This is a genomic window from Roseovarius marisflavi (assembly GCF_900142625.1).
Classification (GTDB): domain Bacteria; phylum Pseudomonadota; class Alphaproteobacteria; order Rhodobacterales; family Rhodobacteraceae; genus Roseovarius; species Roseovarius marisflavi.
The window spans coordinates 51008-66140 of sequence record NZ_FRBN01000005.1 but is presented as its reverse complement, the minus strand read 5'-3'; the positions used below and the strand labels follow the sequence as shown (position 1 = coordinate 66140).

The window sequence follows — 15133 nt, the reverse complement described above, 5'->3', positions numbered from 1 at the left end:
CTCCTTACTTTCCGAGGCAAAAACTCGCAAAGATTTCATCCAGAACATTTTCGATATCGATGCGTCCTACCAGAGAATCAAGTGCGCGGATAGATGTCCTTAGCTCTTCTGCGGCAATATCTGCTGTCTCTTCGCCCAACGGGATAAGAGTCATGGCGGCGTTAAGCGATTCAAGCCCACGCTGCATGGCCTCTCTGTGGCGCACGCGGGTTGCAAGACCCGCGCCAGACGCGCGTGCGCTCAGGGTTTTCGTGATTTCATCCACCAGGGAAGAGAGGCCGAGCCCGGTTTTTCCGGAAATAGCGCCAGTTGGATTAGCAAGAAGATCAGCCTTGGCCCGTAAAACAATATCACCGCTACGTGGCGGCAACTCGGGTTCCTGGCCCTCAGTGATCAGAAAAACCCGCAAATCTGCACGATCTGCGCGATCCCGTGCCCGTTCTATCCCAATCGATTCGACCGCATCTTGGGTATCGCGAAGGCCGGCCGTATCAAGAAGGGTAACGGGAAGCCCCGCCAGATCCATTCGAACCTCAATCACATCACGCGTCGTGCCGGCGAACTCCGATGTGATAGCGGCGTCTCGCCCCGCAAGCGCGTTCAAAAGTGTGGACTTTCCCACGTTTGGCGCACCAACAATCGCGACCTCAAACCCAGTGCGGATGCGCTCGGCCGCCGCTACGCCTGCTATCTCAAGCTTGAGGGCGGTCGAAACCCCCGCGACAAGGTCGGTAACCTCGGGTGAGACATCAACAGGAACTTCTTCGTCGGCGAAGTCTATCGTTGCCTCAAGCAGAGCCGCCGCGCGGATCAGGCTTTTACGCCATTCCTCGCATTTGCGCCCAAGATCACCAGCCAAGACGCGAAGCGCCTGTTGGCGTTGTGCCTCGGTTTCGGATTCGATGAGATCGGCAAGGGCTTCGACCTGGGCAAGATCTAGCCGTCCGTTTTCAAGGGCCCGTCGCGTGAACTCGCCGGGCTCGGCCGGCCGCACGCCACCAACCTTTGCCAGAGCATCGAGAACGGCGGATACCACCGCGATGCTACCGTGAACCTGAAATTCTACAACAGGCTCGCCAGTAAAACTTTGATGCTCGGGGAAGGTCAGAACAAGGGCTTCGTCCAGGCGCTCGCCATCCTGATCCACCAAAACACGCAATGACGCACGACGAAACGCAGGAATATCGCCGCAAATCGCCCGACAGGCATCCAGAGCGCTTGGGCCAGAGACGCGAACAACCGCGACCCCAGCCTTTCCCTGCGCCGTAGATAAAGCATAGATCGTGTCCATGAACACGCCCCCGTTATGGTGGCTGAATCAGGTATTCATCGAGTCAAAGAATTCTGCATTCGACTTGGTCTGCTTCAACTTGGACAGCAGGAACTCGACAGCATCGGTTGTACCCATCGGGTTGAGAATTCGGCGCAGAACAAAGGTTTTCTGGAGATCGAGCTTGTCGATCAACAAATCCTCTTTCCGGGTGCCGGATTTCAGAATGTCGATGGCGGGGAACACCCGCTTGTCCGCAACCTTGCGATCAAGCACGATTTCCGAGTTGCCGGTGCCTTTGAACTCTTCAAAGATGACCTCATCCATCCGGCTTCCGGTATCGATCAGGGCGGTCGCGATGATGGTGAGCGATCCGCCTTCTTCGATATTACGCGCGGCACCAAAGAAGCGCTTGGGGCGTTGAAGTGCGTTTGCGTCGACACCACCGGTCAGAACTTTGCCGGACGAGGGCACAACAGTGTTGTACGCCCTACCAAGTCTTGTGATTGAATCGAGCAGGATAACAACATCTCGTTTATGCTCGACCAAACGTTTGGCCTTTTCAATCACCATCTCGGATACGGCAACGTGGCGTGTTGCGGGTTCGTCAAAGGTAGAGCTGACGACCTCGCCTTTGACCGAGCGCTGCATGTCCGTCACCTCTTCGGGACGTTCATCAATCAGCAAAACGATCAGATAGCATTCGGGATGGTTCTTGCCGATGCTGTTCGCGATATTCTGAAGCAACACGGTTTTACCAGTACGCGGCGGCGCCACGATAAGCGACCGCTGGCCTTTACCGATGGGTGCAACAAGGTCGATCACCCGCGCAGAGCGATCCTTGATTGTCGGATCTTCGATTTCCATGGTCATCCGCTCGTCCGGGTAAAGCGGTGTCAGGTTATCAAAAGCGATCTTATGACGTGCCTTTTCAGGGTCCTCATAGTTGATCTGCGTTACCGATGTCAGGGCGAAATAGCGCTCGTTCTCGTCGGGCTGTTTCATCTCGCCATCAATCGTATCACCGGTGCGAAGCGAATATTGGCGAATCATGTCCGGAGAAACATAAATGTCGTCGGGGCCCGGAAGATAGTTTGCCTCAGTCGACCGCAGGAAACCAAACCCGTCCTGAAGCACCTCAAGCACGCCATCGCCGAAAACGGTCCATCCATCCTCGGCCCGCTCTTTAAGAATCGAGAACATCATCTCGCCCTTACGCATGGTCGAGGCATTCTCGATCTCAAGGTCCTCTGCGATCGCAAGAAGATCTTTCGCGGTCATCGCTTTGAGATCGGCAAGGTTCAGACGTTCTTCGGTCATGGGAAAACCCTCAGCTGCACCCGATGGGCGCATGTATCATTCATTGATGGAAAACAGGCCACCCGGACGGGCGCCTGACCGCTACATACGCATCAAACCCCGTTCCGTCAATGAGGGCCTTAAAACCGCACGACAACCGAAAGAACGATCACCACCATGGCAAGGGTAGGGACTTCGTTCATCATGCGATGCTGACGGCCTGTGCGGGTGTTCTGGCCACTGACAAACTCTTTGCGGCGCAACCCTAACCAATGATGAAACCAGGTCATTACAAAAATGCCAGCGATCTTGGTATAGGGCCAGACCGCTGACCAATCGACAACACCGGGCGTCATCACAAGAATGATCCCAAATAGCCATGTCGCCACCATTGCCGGATTCATGATCACTCTGAGCAGTTTGTATTCCATGATCTGGAACACTTCATCGCGGCTGTCTCCCGGCGTCGATTGTTCCGTGTGATAAACGAATAGCCGGGGGAGATAGAACAATCCTGCCATCCAGGATATCACTGACATGATATGGAAGGCTTTCATCCAGGGATAAAGGGTGATCAGGAAATCAGGCATGTCTATCCTCGCTCGGGTTCCAGCCTTTCTAATAATTAAAAGATATATAAGAAAGATTGTTGTTTTATTTAGGGAGGTTAATTTCTGTGGATTATTAGGTTTTCAACAGGGTTGGGAACAGGTGGATAACTCTGTGTACGATTTATCAGCGCAGTGATCCCGAAAAAACATAATTAGAAATTAACATTCAAATTCAGATATTTATGCAAATACTTAAAACTTAACACCCCGTTTACCAAATGAGGATAATTTCGATTTCAAGGCCAGAATACACAACCCACATTTATCCTTTCCCACAGATGCATAAAACACTGACAAACCCGCGAGATTTGGGTAATTCAGTGGAAAACTAAGCTGGGATGGATTTACCGGTTAATTCTTCTTAAGAACCAGGTAATATTTCCCATGGGTTATCCACATGCCTCAGCCTCTTGTTCTCGCTTCTACCTCTGAGATCCGGCAAACGCTTTTGCGAAATGCCGGGTTGGATTTTGTTGTCGTACCCGCCCGCGTAGACGAAGACACAGTCCGCAATTCGATGCTGGCCGAAGATGCGTCACCGCGCGATATTGCCGATGCATTGGCCGAATTGAAGGCGACAAAGGTAAGCCAGAAACACCCCGAGGCTTTGGTGATCGGCTGTGATCAGGTTTTGAATCTTCAGGGTCGGCTTTTATCGAAACCTACCACCCCCGAAGAGGTCCGCGCACAGCTTGGCGATATGCGCGGCAAACGTCATGATCTCTTGTCCGCGGCTGTAATCTGTGAGGGCGGCAAACCGATCTGGCGGCATGTCGGGGTTGTTCGAATGACAATGCGGGCGTTTTCAGATGCCTACCTTGATGACTATATCGCGCGGAATTGGGAGAGTATCCGCCATTCCGTAGGGGCGTATAAGCTTGAAGAGGAAGGTGTACGGTTGTTTTCCCGCGTCGAAGGCGATTATTTCACTGTACTAGGCCTGCCGTTGCTGGATCTGCTATCCTATCTGACGCTAAGAGGAGACATCGAACAATGAGCCAAGCAAAAATCCCTTTGGCTGGCGTCATTGGCTCGCCGATCGCTCATTCGAAATCGCCACAGCTTCATGGTCATTGGCTCAAGACTCTTGGAATTCCGGGATATTACATCCCGATGGACGTGGCGGCGGATGATCTTGCAAATGTCCTCAAGACCCTTCCGAAGATGGGGTTTGTCGGGGTGAACATCACCGTGCCGCACAAAGAGCTCGCGCTGGAACTGGCCGATCTTGTGACGGACCGTGCAACCTTGATCGGGGCGGCGAATACGTTGATCTTTCGCAAGGATGGCAAGATTCACGCGGATAACACCGATGGTTACGGATTTATTCAGAACCTCCGCCAGAATGCCCCGGATTGGGATCCGAAATCAGGCCCCGCCGCCGTTCTTGGCGCGGGTGGCGCCGCACGGGCGATTGTCGCCTCGCTTTTGGATGTTGGCGTGCCCGAGATTCTGATTTCAAATCGTACCCGCGTGCGCGCCGAGGCGCTTCAATCCGAGTTCGGCAAACGCATTCAGGTGGTCGATTGGGTTCAGGCCGGCAATATGCTTGAAGAAGCTGTGACCGTGGTCAACACCACATCGCTTGGCATGTTGGGGAAGCCGCCGTTGCGTGTGCCCCTGGATGGCCTGCGCAAGGGCACATTGGTGACCGACATCGTTTATGCGCCGCTCAAGACACGGCTGTTGATCGAGGCGGAAAAGGCGGGATGCGTGACAGTTGATGGCCTTGGAATGCTATTGCACCAGGCCGTGCCGGCCTTTGAACGCTGGTTCGGTGTACGCCCGACGGTGGATAGTGCCACGCGCGCTGCGGCGTTGCGATGACCTTCAAACTTGGGCTGACCGGCTCGATCGGAATGGGAAAGTCGACGACCGCGCAGATGTTTGTGCAAGAAGGTTGCGCGCTCTGGGATGCGGATGCGGCGGTGCATCGGATCTATGCAAGCGGCGGCGTGGCCGTTGCCCCGATCGCGGCAAGGTTTCCAACGGCGGTCAAGGATGGCGCGGTTTCGCGTACGCGGTTGAAAGAGATCATTTCCGAGGATCAAGGCGCTTTGCAAGAGATCGAAAAGATCGTGCACCCGCTTGTGGCCCGAGACCGACAGGAATTTATGCAAAACTGCACCGATGACATCTGTGTGTTCGATATTCCGCTTCTGTTTGAAACAGGCGGGGATAGATCAATGGATGCGGTCGTCTGTGTGACTGTTTCACCTCAACTTCAGCGTGAGAGGGTGCTAAGCCGCGGCACAATGACGGAAGCACAGTTCGACGCGATCCGCGAAAAACAACTCCCCGATGAGACCAAGAGACAGCGCGCGGATTACGTGATCGAGACCGACACACTTGAGCATGCGCGCGAACAGGTGCAGGCTGTGCTGACCGAAATCAGAAAGAAGATATCCGATGCGTGAAATCGTCCTTGATACCGAAACAACCGGATTCGAGCCCGAGCAAGGCGACCGTATTGTCGAGATCGGCGCCGTCGAGCTCTATAATCACATGCCGACCGGCCGCACCTTTCACAAGTACATCAACCCTCAGAGGGCCATGCCGCAAGGCGCGTTCGAGGTTCACGGCCTTGGCGACGATTTTCTTCGCGACAAACCGCTCTTTGCCGACATTGTACAGGAATTTCTGGATTTCGTCGAAGATGCCAAGCTTGTAATTCACAACGCGGCGTTTGACATGAAATTTCTTAACGCCGAGTTGGGCTGGCTTAAAATGCGCCAGCTGCCCTGGGAGCAGGCGATTGATACGCTGGCCATTGCGCGTAAGAAATTCCCCGGGTCGCCCGCCTCGCTTGATGCCCTGTGCCGTCGATTTTCGATTGATAACGGCGCGCGTACCCTGCACGGCGCCCTGCTCGATTCAGAAATCCTGGCAGAGGTTTACCTTGAGCTGATTGGCGGTCGTCAGCCTGATCTTGTCCTTGCCGGTGCGCAAACCAGCAGTCGTGACCAAAAACAGGATGGTGGTGAGAATTGGCGACCGCAGCCGCGCCCGACACCCCTTGCGCCCCGGATTACCCAAGAAGAAGCCGCCGCCCATCAGGCCTTTGTCGACAAGATGGGCGACGGCGCGCTTTGGAAAAAGATTGGTTAGGCGTCGGCCTTCTGACCGTCTGCCTCGGCCTGACGGCGCGTGATTTCATTGCGATAAAGCTGCATGAAATCAATGTTTTCAAGGTTAAGTGCCGGAAAGCCACCATCGCGCGTAACGTCGCTGACGATGCGGCGAATGAACGGGAAAATCATCCGAGGGCATTCGATAAGAAGGAAGGGGTGAATTTGATCGTCCGGCACGCCTTCGATGTGAAACACGCCGACATAATCCATTTCCATCACGAAAAGCGGCTCATTCGCGGTCTTGTCTTTCGACGTGATGTTAAGTTTGACCGACACTTCATACTGATGCTCGACGCTGCGCTTTTTGGCATCAAGGTTGACCGCAACGCTAACGTCGGGCTGAACCTCGCCACCTGTGCCGCGTTGGGCCAGGACATTTTCAAACGACAGGTCGCGCACGAACTGTGACAGGGTATTCATCTTGACTTGCGGGGCTGCCTGGGCGGCACCGTTTTGTTCTTCGGCCATGTCTGGTCTCTCCTGAAGGTCCAAAATACTTTGGCTATCACTTAGCAGGATGGTTTGCGCTGCTCAATGCTTTGTCCAGCCTGACGGCCCATGGGTGGGGCGTTTGGGCGGCTCAACTTCCTGATATTCGCCTTCGATGATATCGGGCTGATGGGGTTGGCGCGGATCGCGGGGCGGCTGACCGCCCATTTCAAACCGCTCGACCTTGACGCGGGCGCGGATGAAATTGAACACGGCGCGCCGCACAGAGGGCACCATGAGGGAAAACCCAATAGCATCGGTGAAAAATCCCGGCGTCAACAAAAGCGCGCCGGCAAACAGGATCATCGCGCCATGGGCAAGATGTTCTGACGGATCATCAAGATCGGAAAACGATTGCCGAAGGTTCGACATCGCAATCGCGCCCTGCCTGCGGATAAGCCAGCTTCCGAGCATGGCGGTGATTACGACGATCGCCAATGTCGGCCACAGGCCGATCGCACCCCCCAGTTGAACGAAGAGGGCAATTTCGATCAGCGGAACCGCTATGAAAGCCAGAAATAACCACATGCTATGCCACTCCTTTGTTTTACGGCCCATAAGGTGGACTTGGCTGCACACGTCACCTACATAAGGACGAGCGACGAACCTTACCATGCCCCGCACAACAAGAGGTGCCCATGAATTCGCCCATTTTACAGTTACTGGTGCTTGTCGGCATCGCCATCTTTCTGATTTTGCGGCTGAAAAGCGTTCTGGGAACCCGCGACGGGTTTGAAGATCCGGCGCGTACGCAAACGGCCCCCGAAAAAAGCCGCCGCCGCGACTTTGAGGTGATCGAAGGCGGGCCGGATCATGACATCATTGATCACGTTCCCGAAGATTCCGACGCTGCCGGTGCGCTTGCCGATATGAAGCGGATCGAGCCCGACTTTAGCGTGACAACCTTTTTGCAGGGCGCGCGCGGGGCCTATGAGATGATCCTGATGGCCTTTGAGAAGGGCAAGCTTGATGATATCACGCCGTTTCTCAACAAGGACGTCTATGAAACCTTCGCCCAGGTGGTGGATGCCCGCGAAGAGCAAGGCCTGACCATCGAGGCGGAATTTGTCGGCGTTCGTGAACTTGCGCTGACCGATGCCACCTTTGATCAGGCGACCCGGCGTGCCGCGATAACTGTCAAATGCGTGGGCGAGCTTATCTCGGTCGTGCGTGATAAGGATGGCGAAATTGTCGAAGGTGAGCCCGGTCAGTCCAAGCGCCAGAAAGACGTCTGGACGTATGAGCGGGTGATGGGATCGGATGACCCCAACTGGCGGCTTATCGCAACGGGCGAATGACGCGCGCGCTTCGGGGTTTTCTTCTGGGGCTTGGGCTTTGGCTGGGATCACCGGCGATGGCCCAGGACCTTAGCCATGATATCCTTGATTTCAAAGACCTGAACGGGTGGGCCGAGGATGATCATTCCGCGGCCCTCAAGGTTTTTCTGAACACCTGCCCGGATATGAAAGACCCCGATTGGCGCGCGCTCTGTGCCCTGGCACAGCAAGGCCCGGACCCGCAGGCCTTTTTCGAGCTGTTCTTTCGTCCGGTCATGATCAGCGAAGGCAAGCCTGCGCTTTTCACCGGCTATTTCGAGCCAGAGCTTCACGGCGCGCTGCGCCCGGATGCCCGCTATCGCTATCCGATTTACCGCGAACCGCGCGCTGCCAAAGTGGCCAATCCCTGGTTGACCCGGCGAGAGATCGAAACGACCGATGTGATGCGCGGGCAGGGCCTTGAGATCGCCTGGGTCGACGACCCGGTAGAGCTTTTCTTTCTGCAAATTCAGGGATCGGGCCGCATTCGTCTGGAGGACGGCCGCGTGATCCGTGTCGGCTATGGCGGTGCCAACGGCCATCCCTATCGCTCGATCGGGGTCGAGCTGGTGCGGCGCGGTGTTTACAACGTGCATCAGGTCTCGGCCGAGGTCATCAAGAACTGGGTGCGGCGCAACCCCGAAGACGGGCAAGAGCTATTGTTTCACAACCCGTCCTATGTCTTTTTCCGCCGCATCGGCGATGTCGCCGCTGATCTTGGCCCGCTTGGCGCGATGAACCGCTCGGTGACAAGCGGGCGCACGGTGGCGGTCGATCCGTCTTACGTGCCGCTTGGCGCGCCGGTTTGGGTTGAGAAGGGCGGCAAAGACCCGATCCGCCGTCTGATGGTGGCGCAGGATACCGGATCTGCCATCAAGGGGCCGCAGCGGGCGGATATTTTCTTTGGCACCGGCGATGCGGCGGGGCGCGCCGCCGGGCGGCTGCGCGATCCGGGGCGGATGCTGGTGTTGATGCCGATCCAGCGCGCCTATGCCATGTTGCCGGAGCAAAACCCGTGATCCGCCGTCGGGTAAAACCTGAAGAGCTTGAGCTTTGGCATCAGGTTGCACGCACGGCACGACGCCTCAATCCCGAACAGCCCGCAAAACCACAGCCTCTGGCCGATAGCCTATCCAAAAAACCGCCCAAAGTTAAGGAGCGGCCCCGGATCGAAGAATTTAAGCTTGGTGAGAAGACCACGAAAGCGGGCCATATTAATGATGTGCTGCCCGGTATTTCCGAACGCATCGCTGCCGCGCCGGTCGCGATGGACAAAAAGGCCTTTACCAGGCTCAAGCGCGGCAAACTCGTGCCAGAGGGCAAGATCGATCTGCACGGCATGACCATGGCGCAGGCGCATCCGGCGCTGACCGGGTTTATCCTGCGCTCGCATGCGGCGGGCAAACGGCTTGTTTTGGTGGTGACCGGCAAGGGCAAGGATCGTGATACCGGCGGTCCGATCCCGGTGCGTCAGGGCGTGCTTCGCCATAATGTGCCGCAATGGCTGCGGATGGACCCGCTTGCGCCGCTTGTCTTGCAGATCACCGAGGCGCATTTGAAACATGGCGGTGGCGGCGCCTATTACGTCTATCTACGGCGTCAGCGATAACAAGGGGCGCGCGCGCCTCACGCCGATGGTCATCATCACCGTGGTGAAGACGAAATAACCGGCGACGAAGAGATATTGCATCTCGATCCCGACCCCAAGATCAATCGCCACCCCGGTAAGCCCCGGCCCGATGGCCGAGCCGAACACCATGATCGCGGCGGCCATCGCCTTGATGCTTCCAAGGTTGGCAGTGCCATAAAATTCGGCCCAGAACGCATTCGGCAGGGTGCTATTGGCCCCGGTGGTCAGGGCGAGACACATGAACCCGAGGATAAGCATGCCCGGCCCCTCGGCAAATGCGAAGAACAGGAATGCCGCCACCATCGGGATTTGCATGAATGGCAAAAGCCGCGCGGTGCCAAGCCGGTCAAGCGCCCAACCCGACAGGATCATCGCCCCGATGCCAACGGCAGTGTAAATCGGAAACATCGCGACCAATTCCACATGGGCAACCGCCTTGATCTCGGCGAAATGAACCTGATGGAAAAAGAACGCGGTGTTGAAGGCCGCCGGCCCCAAAAGCGCAGGCACCATGAACCAAAACAGGAAATGCCCGAGGGTTTGTCGGCGAGTCCAGTGCATCTCTTCCATGCCAAGCGACTGGCTCGTCTGTGCCCAGGATTGCGGCGTGCGCTCGCGGCGCAGCAAGAGCATTAAAAGCGGGATACCCAGGATCGCGATGCCCGCCGCCACAAGCCACAACATCCGCCAGTCATAGACCAGCAAAATTGACACGAAAATCAGCGGCAAGAACGCTTCGCCCACCGCAAAACCAAGCGTCGCCACCGAAAGCGCCTTGCCCCGCGCCGCCACGAACCAGCGCGCCATCGCAACCACGGCGATATGGCTCATCATGCCCTGACCGGTAAAGCGCAGGGAAAAGATCACCACTGGCAAAAGCCACCAGACCGGGTTGATCGCCATGAAAATACAGGCCCCGGTCATCATCACCAATATCACCGGCGCAAGCGCACGCACCCGAAACCGATCGGTTAGCCCGCCAGCCCAGACCATGACAAGTGCCGAGGCCGTCGTGCCAAGCGTATAAATCCCGCCCCATTGCCCATGGCTAAGTGCGAAACTCTCACGAATTTCGCCTGCGAAGATGGAGATGAAAAAGGTCTGCCCAAAGCCCGACAGAAACGTGAGCAGAACCCCGGCCGAAAGCCAGGGCGCATTATCACGAAGGAAGGCGAGAATCGACATATCCCCTACGTCGCGCGAAACGTCGGCAAAGGGAAGGGCAGGGCGTTACCTTTGAGCAAACATCACGCTGGCGCCGACTGGTCTATTTCTTCGAACCAGAGCACCCCGTTGCGATAGCCGCCACGGATAAGCCGACCCGGTTGCGCGATCTCCGGAAAGTCGTCTTTCCAATCCCGGTATCGGTCATCGGTCACGATCGGAGCATTGAAATCGCGGGCCGCAGTCAAAAGGAAAGTGTCGGCGACGGTGCCCTTGGGTACGACCATCACGCATTCCTCTGTCAGGCCCAGATGGTTGGCCATCGCGTAATCGTGCTGATACTTGCCAGCCAAGAGATAACCCGCATTGGCATCGAAAACGACGGCAGGTGTATGCTTGAGGCCCCTGAGATAGGCGATAACCTCGCGCAATGTTTCGATCTTTGGCGTGTTGTCCTTCCAATACATGACATTGGACCCGTCGATCAAAACCCAGTTCTCTGCGGATTTGCGCCCGCGAACGGCCGCGCGTATCCAGAGGAACAAGGCCGCGATTGCGCTGGGAGCGGCGATCAGAATCAGATCGCCATATCCGGGCAGAAAAAGCGCCACGGCGACGCCAGCCAGCGAGACAAACAGGATCAGGAACAACACAATCATGGAATGAGAGTTACCCTTCAAAAGCCGAAGGAGGAAGCGCCCGAGTCAATCGATTCAATAAAACCCTACTAGAGCACATACCGCGACAGATCAGCCGAACGCATCAACTCGCCGAGGTTCTTTTCAACAAAATCGGCATCGACGGTAACTGACGTCCCAGAGCGGTCCGGCGCGTTAAAGCTCAGCTCTTCAAAGACCCGTTCCATCACCGTGTAAAGCCGCCGTGCACCGATGTTTTCGACCGATTGGTTGACCTCGGCGGCGATTTTGGCCAGGGCTGCAATCCCGTCATCGGTGAACGAAACCGTCACATCCTCGGTGCCCATCAGGGCGGTATATTGCAGGGTCAGGGCGTTGTCGGTCTCGGTCAAAATCCGCACGAAATCCGCCTCGGTCAGGGGCCGAAGCTCGACCCGGATCGGCAGGCGGCCCTGAAGCTCTGGCAAAAGATCGGACGGCTTGGCGATATGAAACGCACCGCTGGCGATGAACAGGATATGATCGGTTTTCACCGGGCCATATTTGGTCGAGACCGTCGTGCCCTCGATCAGCGGAAGCAGGTCGCGTTGCACGCCCTCGCGCGACACATCGGCACCGCGCGCATCGGAGCGGGCACAGACCTTGTCGATCTCGTCAAGAAACACGATGCCGTTCTGCGCGACCGCGTCAAGCGCGACCTTGTTCACGGTTTCGTCATCCAAAAGCTTGTCGGCCTCTTCCCCGATAAGCAATTCATAGCTTTCCGCGACGGTCACCTTCTTGCGCGTGGTGCGCCCGCCAAAGGCTTTGCCGAAGATATCGCCAAGGTTCATCATGCCCATCTGGCCGCTGGGTTGGCCGGGGATATCCATCATGCCCATCGGGTTTGATGTGTCGGCCACCTCGATCTCGATCACGGTGTCGTCAAGCAAGCCGTCCTTGAGCTTTTTGCGAAACATCTCGCGCGTGGCGTCGCGGGCATCTTCACCGGCAATTGCGGTGATCACCCGTTCGGCGGCGGCCTCGTGGGCGCGGGTTTTGACATCTTCGCGCATGTGCTCGCGGGTCTGGGCGATGCCGATATCCACCAGGTCGCGGATGATCTGTTCGACATCACGCCCGACATATCCAACCTCGGTAAATTTCGTCGCCTCGACCTTGATAAAGGGAGCGCGGGCAAGCTTGGCCAGCCGACGGCTGATTTCGGTTTTGCCAACCCCGGTCGGCCCGATCATCAGGATATTTTTGGGATAGACCTCGTCGCGAAGATCATCGCCAAGCTGTTTGCGCCGCCAACGATTGCGCAGCGCCACGGCGGTGGCGCGCTTGGCATCGCTCTGGCCGATGATAAAGCGGTCAAGCTCGGATACGATTTCGCGCGGGGTCAGGTCGGTCATTTTGAAATACTCTCCACCGTCAGGTTGCCGTTGGTGTAAACACAGATATCGGCGGCGATGGCCATGGCGGCGCGGGCGATCTGTTCCGCATCGCGGTCGCTATCCATCATCGCGCGCGCAGCGGCGAGGGCATAGTTGCCGCCCGATCCGATTGCGGCCACGCTGTGCTCGGGCTCAAGCACATCACCGGCGCCGGTGATCACGTAAAGCTCGTCACCGTCGGTCACGATCAACATCGCCTCAAGCTTTTGCAGGTACTTATCGGTGCGCCAGTCCTTGGCAAGCTCGACACTCGCGCGTTGCAACTGGCCGGGGGTCGCCTCTAGCTTGGCTTCGAGCCGCTCCAAAAGGGTAAAGGCATCGGCGGTGGAGCCGGCAAAACCGGCAACCACATCATAGCCACCCGGCGAAATACGACGCACCTTGCGGGCGCTGCCTTTGATCACGGTCTGGCCAAGGCTGACCTGTCCGTCACCGGCGATCACAACCTTGCCACCTTTTTTGACACCGATGATCGTGGTGCCGTGCCATCCGGGAAAATCGTTGCTCATGAGGCCTCCGTTCCGTTTGGACCTATATGGAAGGGGCAGGGCCGGGGCGCAAGGCCCGCGCTACCCCAGAAGATCGCGGGTAATCCGCTCGAATATACGAACGCCCTGTAGGATAAGGTCATCTGGAAAGTCATAATCGGGATTATGCACCGCCGCGTGATCCGCCCCCGCACCAAGGAAAAGCATCGCCGATTTGGCGCTATGCCCAAACCGCCCGAAATCTTCCGAGGCTCGCATCGGAAGCCCACGTTCATCATGGCCGATCTCAAGTGCATCAAGGGCCCTGGCGATGATCGCGGTTGCCTCGGCGTCATTCTCGCAATGCAAAAACACATCCTCATAGCTATGCGAGGCGCGCAATCCATGGGTCTTGACCGCAGCGGTCAAAAGCGCCTCGGCGCGATCACAAAGCGCCTGCATCCGGTCGTCGACCAGCGTGCGCAGGGTCACGAAAAGGGTGGCCTCGCCAGGCGCAATGCCAAAAGCGGGCGCACCCATTTGGGCATGCGTTATCGTGGCGAGCGAAAAATCCTCATCCCCTGGCAGGCCCTCACTCAGAGCGGTCAGCGCAGGCATGAGGGACGATAACGCCGGCATTGGAGAGTTGCCTTTTTCGGGCTCTGACGCATGCGAAGGTTTCCCAAATAGAGAAACTCGCATCCCGCGCGACGCGCAATTTACCGGACCGGACTTTAGCCCGACATGCCCAAGCGGCAGGCCTGGCATATTGTGCAGCGAAAAGGCAAAATCAGGTGCAATAGTCTTAAATTTCGGATCGGCAATCACCGCTTCAGCGCCGACACCATTTTCTTCGGCCGGTTGAAACAACAGCACGACGCGCCCTCGCGCCGGGCGGTTTCTGGCCAGAATTCGTGCAAGGCCCGCAATGATCGTCATGTGGCCGTCATGACCGCAAAGATGCCCGTTTCCGGGAATGATCGAGCGGTGCGATATGTCGGATGTCTCGAAGATCGGCAGGGCATCTAGCTCGCAACGAAACAAAACCGTCGGCCCCTCGTCCGCACCATTGAAAACAGCAGCGACCCCGTGGCCCCCTAGCCCTGTGATCGTCTGATCCGGCGAGTGTTGGGCCAGCATCGCGCAAATGCGCGCGGCAGTTTCTTTTTCCTCACCCGACACCTCGGGAAAGCGATGAAGCTCGCGGCGAAAGGTTGTCAGTTCGACAATATCGGCATTGGTCAGGGTCATAGGGGGATCATGCGTGTTTTGCGGGTAAAGAAAAGGGGCCGCGACAGGCGCGACCCCAATTGGCAAATCGTGAAACGCTCAGAGGCTTTCTTCGATCCAGCTTTTCAGCGCGGCCTTGGGCGCGGCGCCTGCGCGGTTCGAAATAACCTCGCCGTTTTTGAAGATGAACAGCGCCGGGATACCTCGCACGCCCATGGCGACGGCGGAATTGGGGTTGCTGTCGACATCGACCTTGGCGATCTTGACCTTGCCACCCATTTCGGCGGCAAGCTCTTCCAATGCCGGGCCGATCTGCTTGCAGGGGCCGCACCATTCGGCCCAGAAATCCACTACGACGGGGATATCGGAATTTTTGACTTCGGCGTCAAATGTATCGTCGGTGACGGCAACGGTGGCCATGGCAATCTCTCCTAGGGATCAGGGTTTCG

18 protein-coding genes are annotated in these 15133 nt (G+C 57.0%); 7 read left to right on the top strand and 11 right to left on the bottom strand.

Annotation, left to right across the window (positions count from 1 at the left end; translation table 11 throughout):
- Positions 1-4: 4 nt before the first annotated feature.
- From mnmE to hemJ, 3 genes are all read right to left on the bottom strand, one after another.
- Positions 5-1291 carry a tRNA uridine-5-carboxymethylaminomethyl(34) synthesis GTPase MnmE gene (mnmE, locus tag BUB78_RS06695; protein ID WP_073196390.1) on the bottom strand — a complete coding sequence of 429 codons (1287 nt, stop codon included), beginning with the start codon at positions 1289-1291 and terminating at the stop codon, positions 5-7.
- Between the two features lie 27 nt (positions 1292-1318).
- Positions 1319-2590 carry a transcription termination factor Rho gene (gene rho, locus BUB78_RS06690; RefSeq protein ID WP_073196389.1) on the bottom strand — a complete coding sequence of 424 codons (1272 nt, stop codon included), beginning with the start codon at positions 2588-2590 and terminating at the stop codon, positions 1319-1321.
- A 119-nt stretch (positions 2591-2709) separates the two neighbouring features.
- Positions 2710-3159, bottom strand: coding sequence for a protoporphyrinogen oxidase HemJ (hemJ, locus tag BUB78_RS06685; RefSeq protein ID WP_073196388.1), 450 nt, complete (start codon positions 3157-3159; stop codon positions 2710-2712).
- A 418-nt stretch (positions 3160-3577) separates the two neighbouring features.
- Between hemJ and BUB78_RS06680 the strand changes: the two genes are divergently transcribed.
- The 4 genes from BUB78_RS06680 to dnaQ are packed head-to-tail and all read left to right on the top strand — an operon-like array spanning position 3578 to position 6288.
- Positions 3578-4177, top strand: a complete 600-nt coding sequence (locus tag BUB78_RS06680) for a Maf family protein (protein ID WP_073196387.1) — start codon at positions 3578-3580, stop codon at positions 4175-4177.
- Entirely contained in the window at positions 4174-5007 is an 834-nt protein-coding gene (locus BUB78_RS06675; RefSeq protein ID WP_073196385.1) for a shikimate dehydrogenase, read from the top strand. Before BUB78_RS06680 ends, BUB78_RS06675 begins: the two co-directional genes overlap by 4 nt.
- The gene (gene coaE, locus BUB78_RS06670; protein ID WP_073196383.1) at positions 5004-5597 is read left to right on the top strand and encodes a dephospho-CoA kinase; all 594 of its coding nucleotides are present in this window, start codon (positions 5004-5006) and stop codon (positions 5595-5597) included. The genes BUB78_RS06675 and coaE overlap by 4 nt, the downstream gene beginning before the upstream one ends.
- Positions 5590-6288: a DNA polymerase III subunit epsilon gene (gene dnaQ, locus BUB78_RS06665; protein ID WP_073196367.1), complete on the top strand. Its 699-nt coding sequence runs from the start codon at positions 5590-5592 to the stop codon at positions 6286-6288. The genes coaE and dnaQ overlap by 8 nt, the downstream gene beginning before the upstream one ends.
- Here dnaQ and secB read toward each other — a convergent pair.
- Positions 6285-6779 carry a protein-export chaperone SecB gene (secB, locus tag BUB78_RS06660; RefSeq protein ID WP_073196365.1) on the bottom strand — a complete coding sequence of 165 codons (495 nt, stop codon included), beginning with the start codon at positions 6777-6779 and terminating at the stop codon, positions 6285-6287. The two genes, dnaQ and secB, sit on opposite strands and share 4 nt — an antisense overlap.
- A 63-nt stretch (positions 6780-6842) precedes the next feature.
- On the bottom strand, positions 6843-7328 hold the full coding sequence (locus BUB78_RS06655; protein ID WP_073196357.1) for an FxsA family protein: 486 nt from the start codon (positions 7326-7328) through the stop codon (positions 6843-6845).
- Positions 7329-7438: 110 nt separating this feature from the next.
- Between BUB78_RS06655 and BUB78_RS06650 the strand changes: the two genes are divergently transcribed.
- From BUB78_RS06650 to BUB78_RS06640, 3 genes are read left to right on the top strand one after another with little or no spacing between them, the layout of a single operon-like run.
- A complete protein-coding gene (locus tag BUB78_RS06650; RefSeq protein WP_073196351.1) occupies positions 7439-8098 on the top strand; it encodes a Tim44/TimA family putative adaptor protein in 660 nt (219 codons plus the stop codon).
- A complete protein-coding gene (gene mltA / locus BUB78_RS06645) occupies positions 8095-9135 on the top strand; it encodes a murein transglycosylase A (RefSeq protein ID WP_073196349.1) in 1041 nt (346 codons plus the stop codon). Before BUB78_RS06650 ends, mltA begins: the two co-directional genes overlap by 4 nt.
- Entirely contained in the window at positions 9132-9725 is a 594-nt protein-coding gene (locus BUB78_RS06640; protein WP_073196347.1) for a Smr/MutS family protein, read from the top strand. Before mltA ends, BUB78_RS06640 begins: the two co-directional genes overlap by 4 nt.
- Here BUB78_RS06640 and BUB78_RS06635 read toward each other — a convergent pair.
- From BUB78_RS06635 to trxA, 6 genes are all read right to left on the bottom strand, one after another.
- Positions 9708-10931: an MFS transporter gene (locus BUB78_RS06635; protein WP_073196345.1), complete on the bottom strand. Its 1224-nt coding sequence runs from the start codon at positions 10929-10931 to the stop codon at positions 9708-9710. The two genes, BUB78_RS06640 and BUB78_RS06635, sit on opposite strands and share 18 nt — an antisense overlap.
- Positions 10932-10993: 62 nt before the next feature.
- Entirely contained in the window at positions 10994-11569 is a 576-nt protein-coding gene (locus BUB78_RS06630; protein ID WP_073196343.1) for an NYN domain-containing protein, read from the bottom strand.
- A 68-nt stretch (positions 11570-11637) separates the two neighbouring features.
- Positions 11638-12945: an ATP-dependent protease ATPase subunit HslU gene (hslU, locus tag BUB78_RS06625; protein WP_073196342.1), complete on the bottom strand. Its 1308-nt coding sequence runs from the start codon at positions 12943-12945 to the stop codon at positions 11638-11640.
- Positions 12942-13496: an ATP-dependent protease subunit HslV gene (gene hslV / locus BUB78_RS06620; protein WP_073196341.1), complete on the bottom strand. Its 555-nt coding sequence runs from the start codon at positions 13494-13496 to the stop codon at positions 12942-12944. The genes hslU and hslV overlap by 4 nt, the downstream gene beginning before the upstream one ends.
- A gap of 60 nt (positions 13497-13556) precedes the next feature.
- On the bottom strand, positions 13557-14705 hold the full coding sequence (locus tag BUB78_RS06615; RefSeq protein WP_073196340.1) for an amidohydrolase: 1149 nt from the start codon (positions 14703-14705) through the stop codon (positions 13557-13559).
- Positions 14706-14783: 78 nt separating this feature from the next.
- Positions 14784-15104, bottom strand: coding sequence for a thioredoxin (gene trxA, locus BUB78_RS06610; RefSeq protein ID WP_073196333.1), 321 nt, complete (start codon positions 15102-15104; stop codon positions 14784-14786).
- Positions 15105-15133: the final 29 nt, after the last annotated feature.

Coding starts and splice junctions, on each gene's coding strand:
- BUB78_RS06655 (WP_073196357.1), bottom strand. CDS start 7,328: ATGTGGTTATTTCTGGCTTTCATAGCGGTTCCGCTGATCGAAATTGCC.
- trxA (WP_073196333.1), bottom strand. CDS start 15,104: ATGGCCACCGTTGCCGTCACCGACGATACATTTGACGCCGAAGTCAAA.
- BUB78_RS06680 (WP_073196387.1), top strand. CDS start 3,578: ATGCCTCAGCCTCTTGTTCTCGCTTCTACCTCTGAGATCCGGCAAACG.
- rho (WP_073196389.1), bottom strand. CDS start 2,590: ATGACCGAAGAACGTCTGAACCTTGCCGATCTCAAAGCGATGACCGCG.
- secB (WP_073196365.1), bottom strand. CDS start 6,779: ATGGCCGAAGAACAAAACGGTGCCGCCCAGGCAGCCCCGCAAGTCAAG.
- BUB78_RS06650 (WP_073196351.1), top strand. CDS start 7,439: ATGAATTCGCCCATTTTACAGTTACTGGTGCTTGTCGGCATCGCCATC.
- hemJ (WP_073196388.1), bottom strand. CDS start 3,159: ATGCCTGATTTCCTGATCACCCTTTATCCCTGGATGAAAGCCTTCCAT.
- mltA (WP_073196349.1), top strand. CDS start 8,095: ATGACGCGCGCGCTTCGGGGTTTTCTTCTGGGGCTTGGGCTTTGGCTG.
- hslU (WP_073196342.1), bottom strand. CDS start 12,945: ATGACCGACCTGACCCCGCGCGAAATCGTATCCGAGCTTGACCGCTTT.
- dnaQ (WP_073196367.1), top strand. CDS start 5,590: ATGCGTGAAATCGTCCTTGATACCGAAACAACCGGATTCGAGCCCGAG.
- BUB78_RS06615 (WP_073196340.1), bottom strand. CDS start 14,705: ATGACCCTGACCAATGCCGATATTGTCGAACTGACAACCTTTCGCCGC.
- BUB78_RS06675 (WP_073196385.1), top strand. CDS start 4,174: ATGAGCCAAGCAAAAATCCCTTTGGCTGGCGTCATTGGCTCGCCGATC.
- BUB78_RS06635 (WP_073196345.1), bottom strand. CDS start 10,931: ATGTCGATTCTCGCCTTCCTTCGTGATAATGCGCCCTGGCTTTCGGCC.
- BUB78_RS06630 (WP_073196343.1), bottom strand. CDS start 11,569: ATGATTGTGTTGTTCCTGATCCTGTTTGTCTCGCTGGCTGGCGTCGCC.
- hslV (WP_073196341.1), bottom strand. CDS start 13,496: ATGAGCAACGATTTTCCCGGATGGCACGGCACCACGATCATCGGTGTC.
- coaE (WP_073196383.1), top strand. CDS start 5,004: ATGACCTTCAAACTTGGGCTGACCGGCTCGATCGGAATGGGAAAGTCG.
- mnmE (WP_073196390.1), bottom strand. CDS start 1,291: ATGGACACGATCTATGCTTTATCTACGGCGCAGGGAAAGGCTGGGGTC.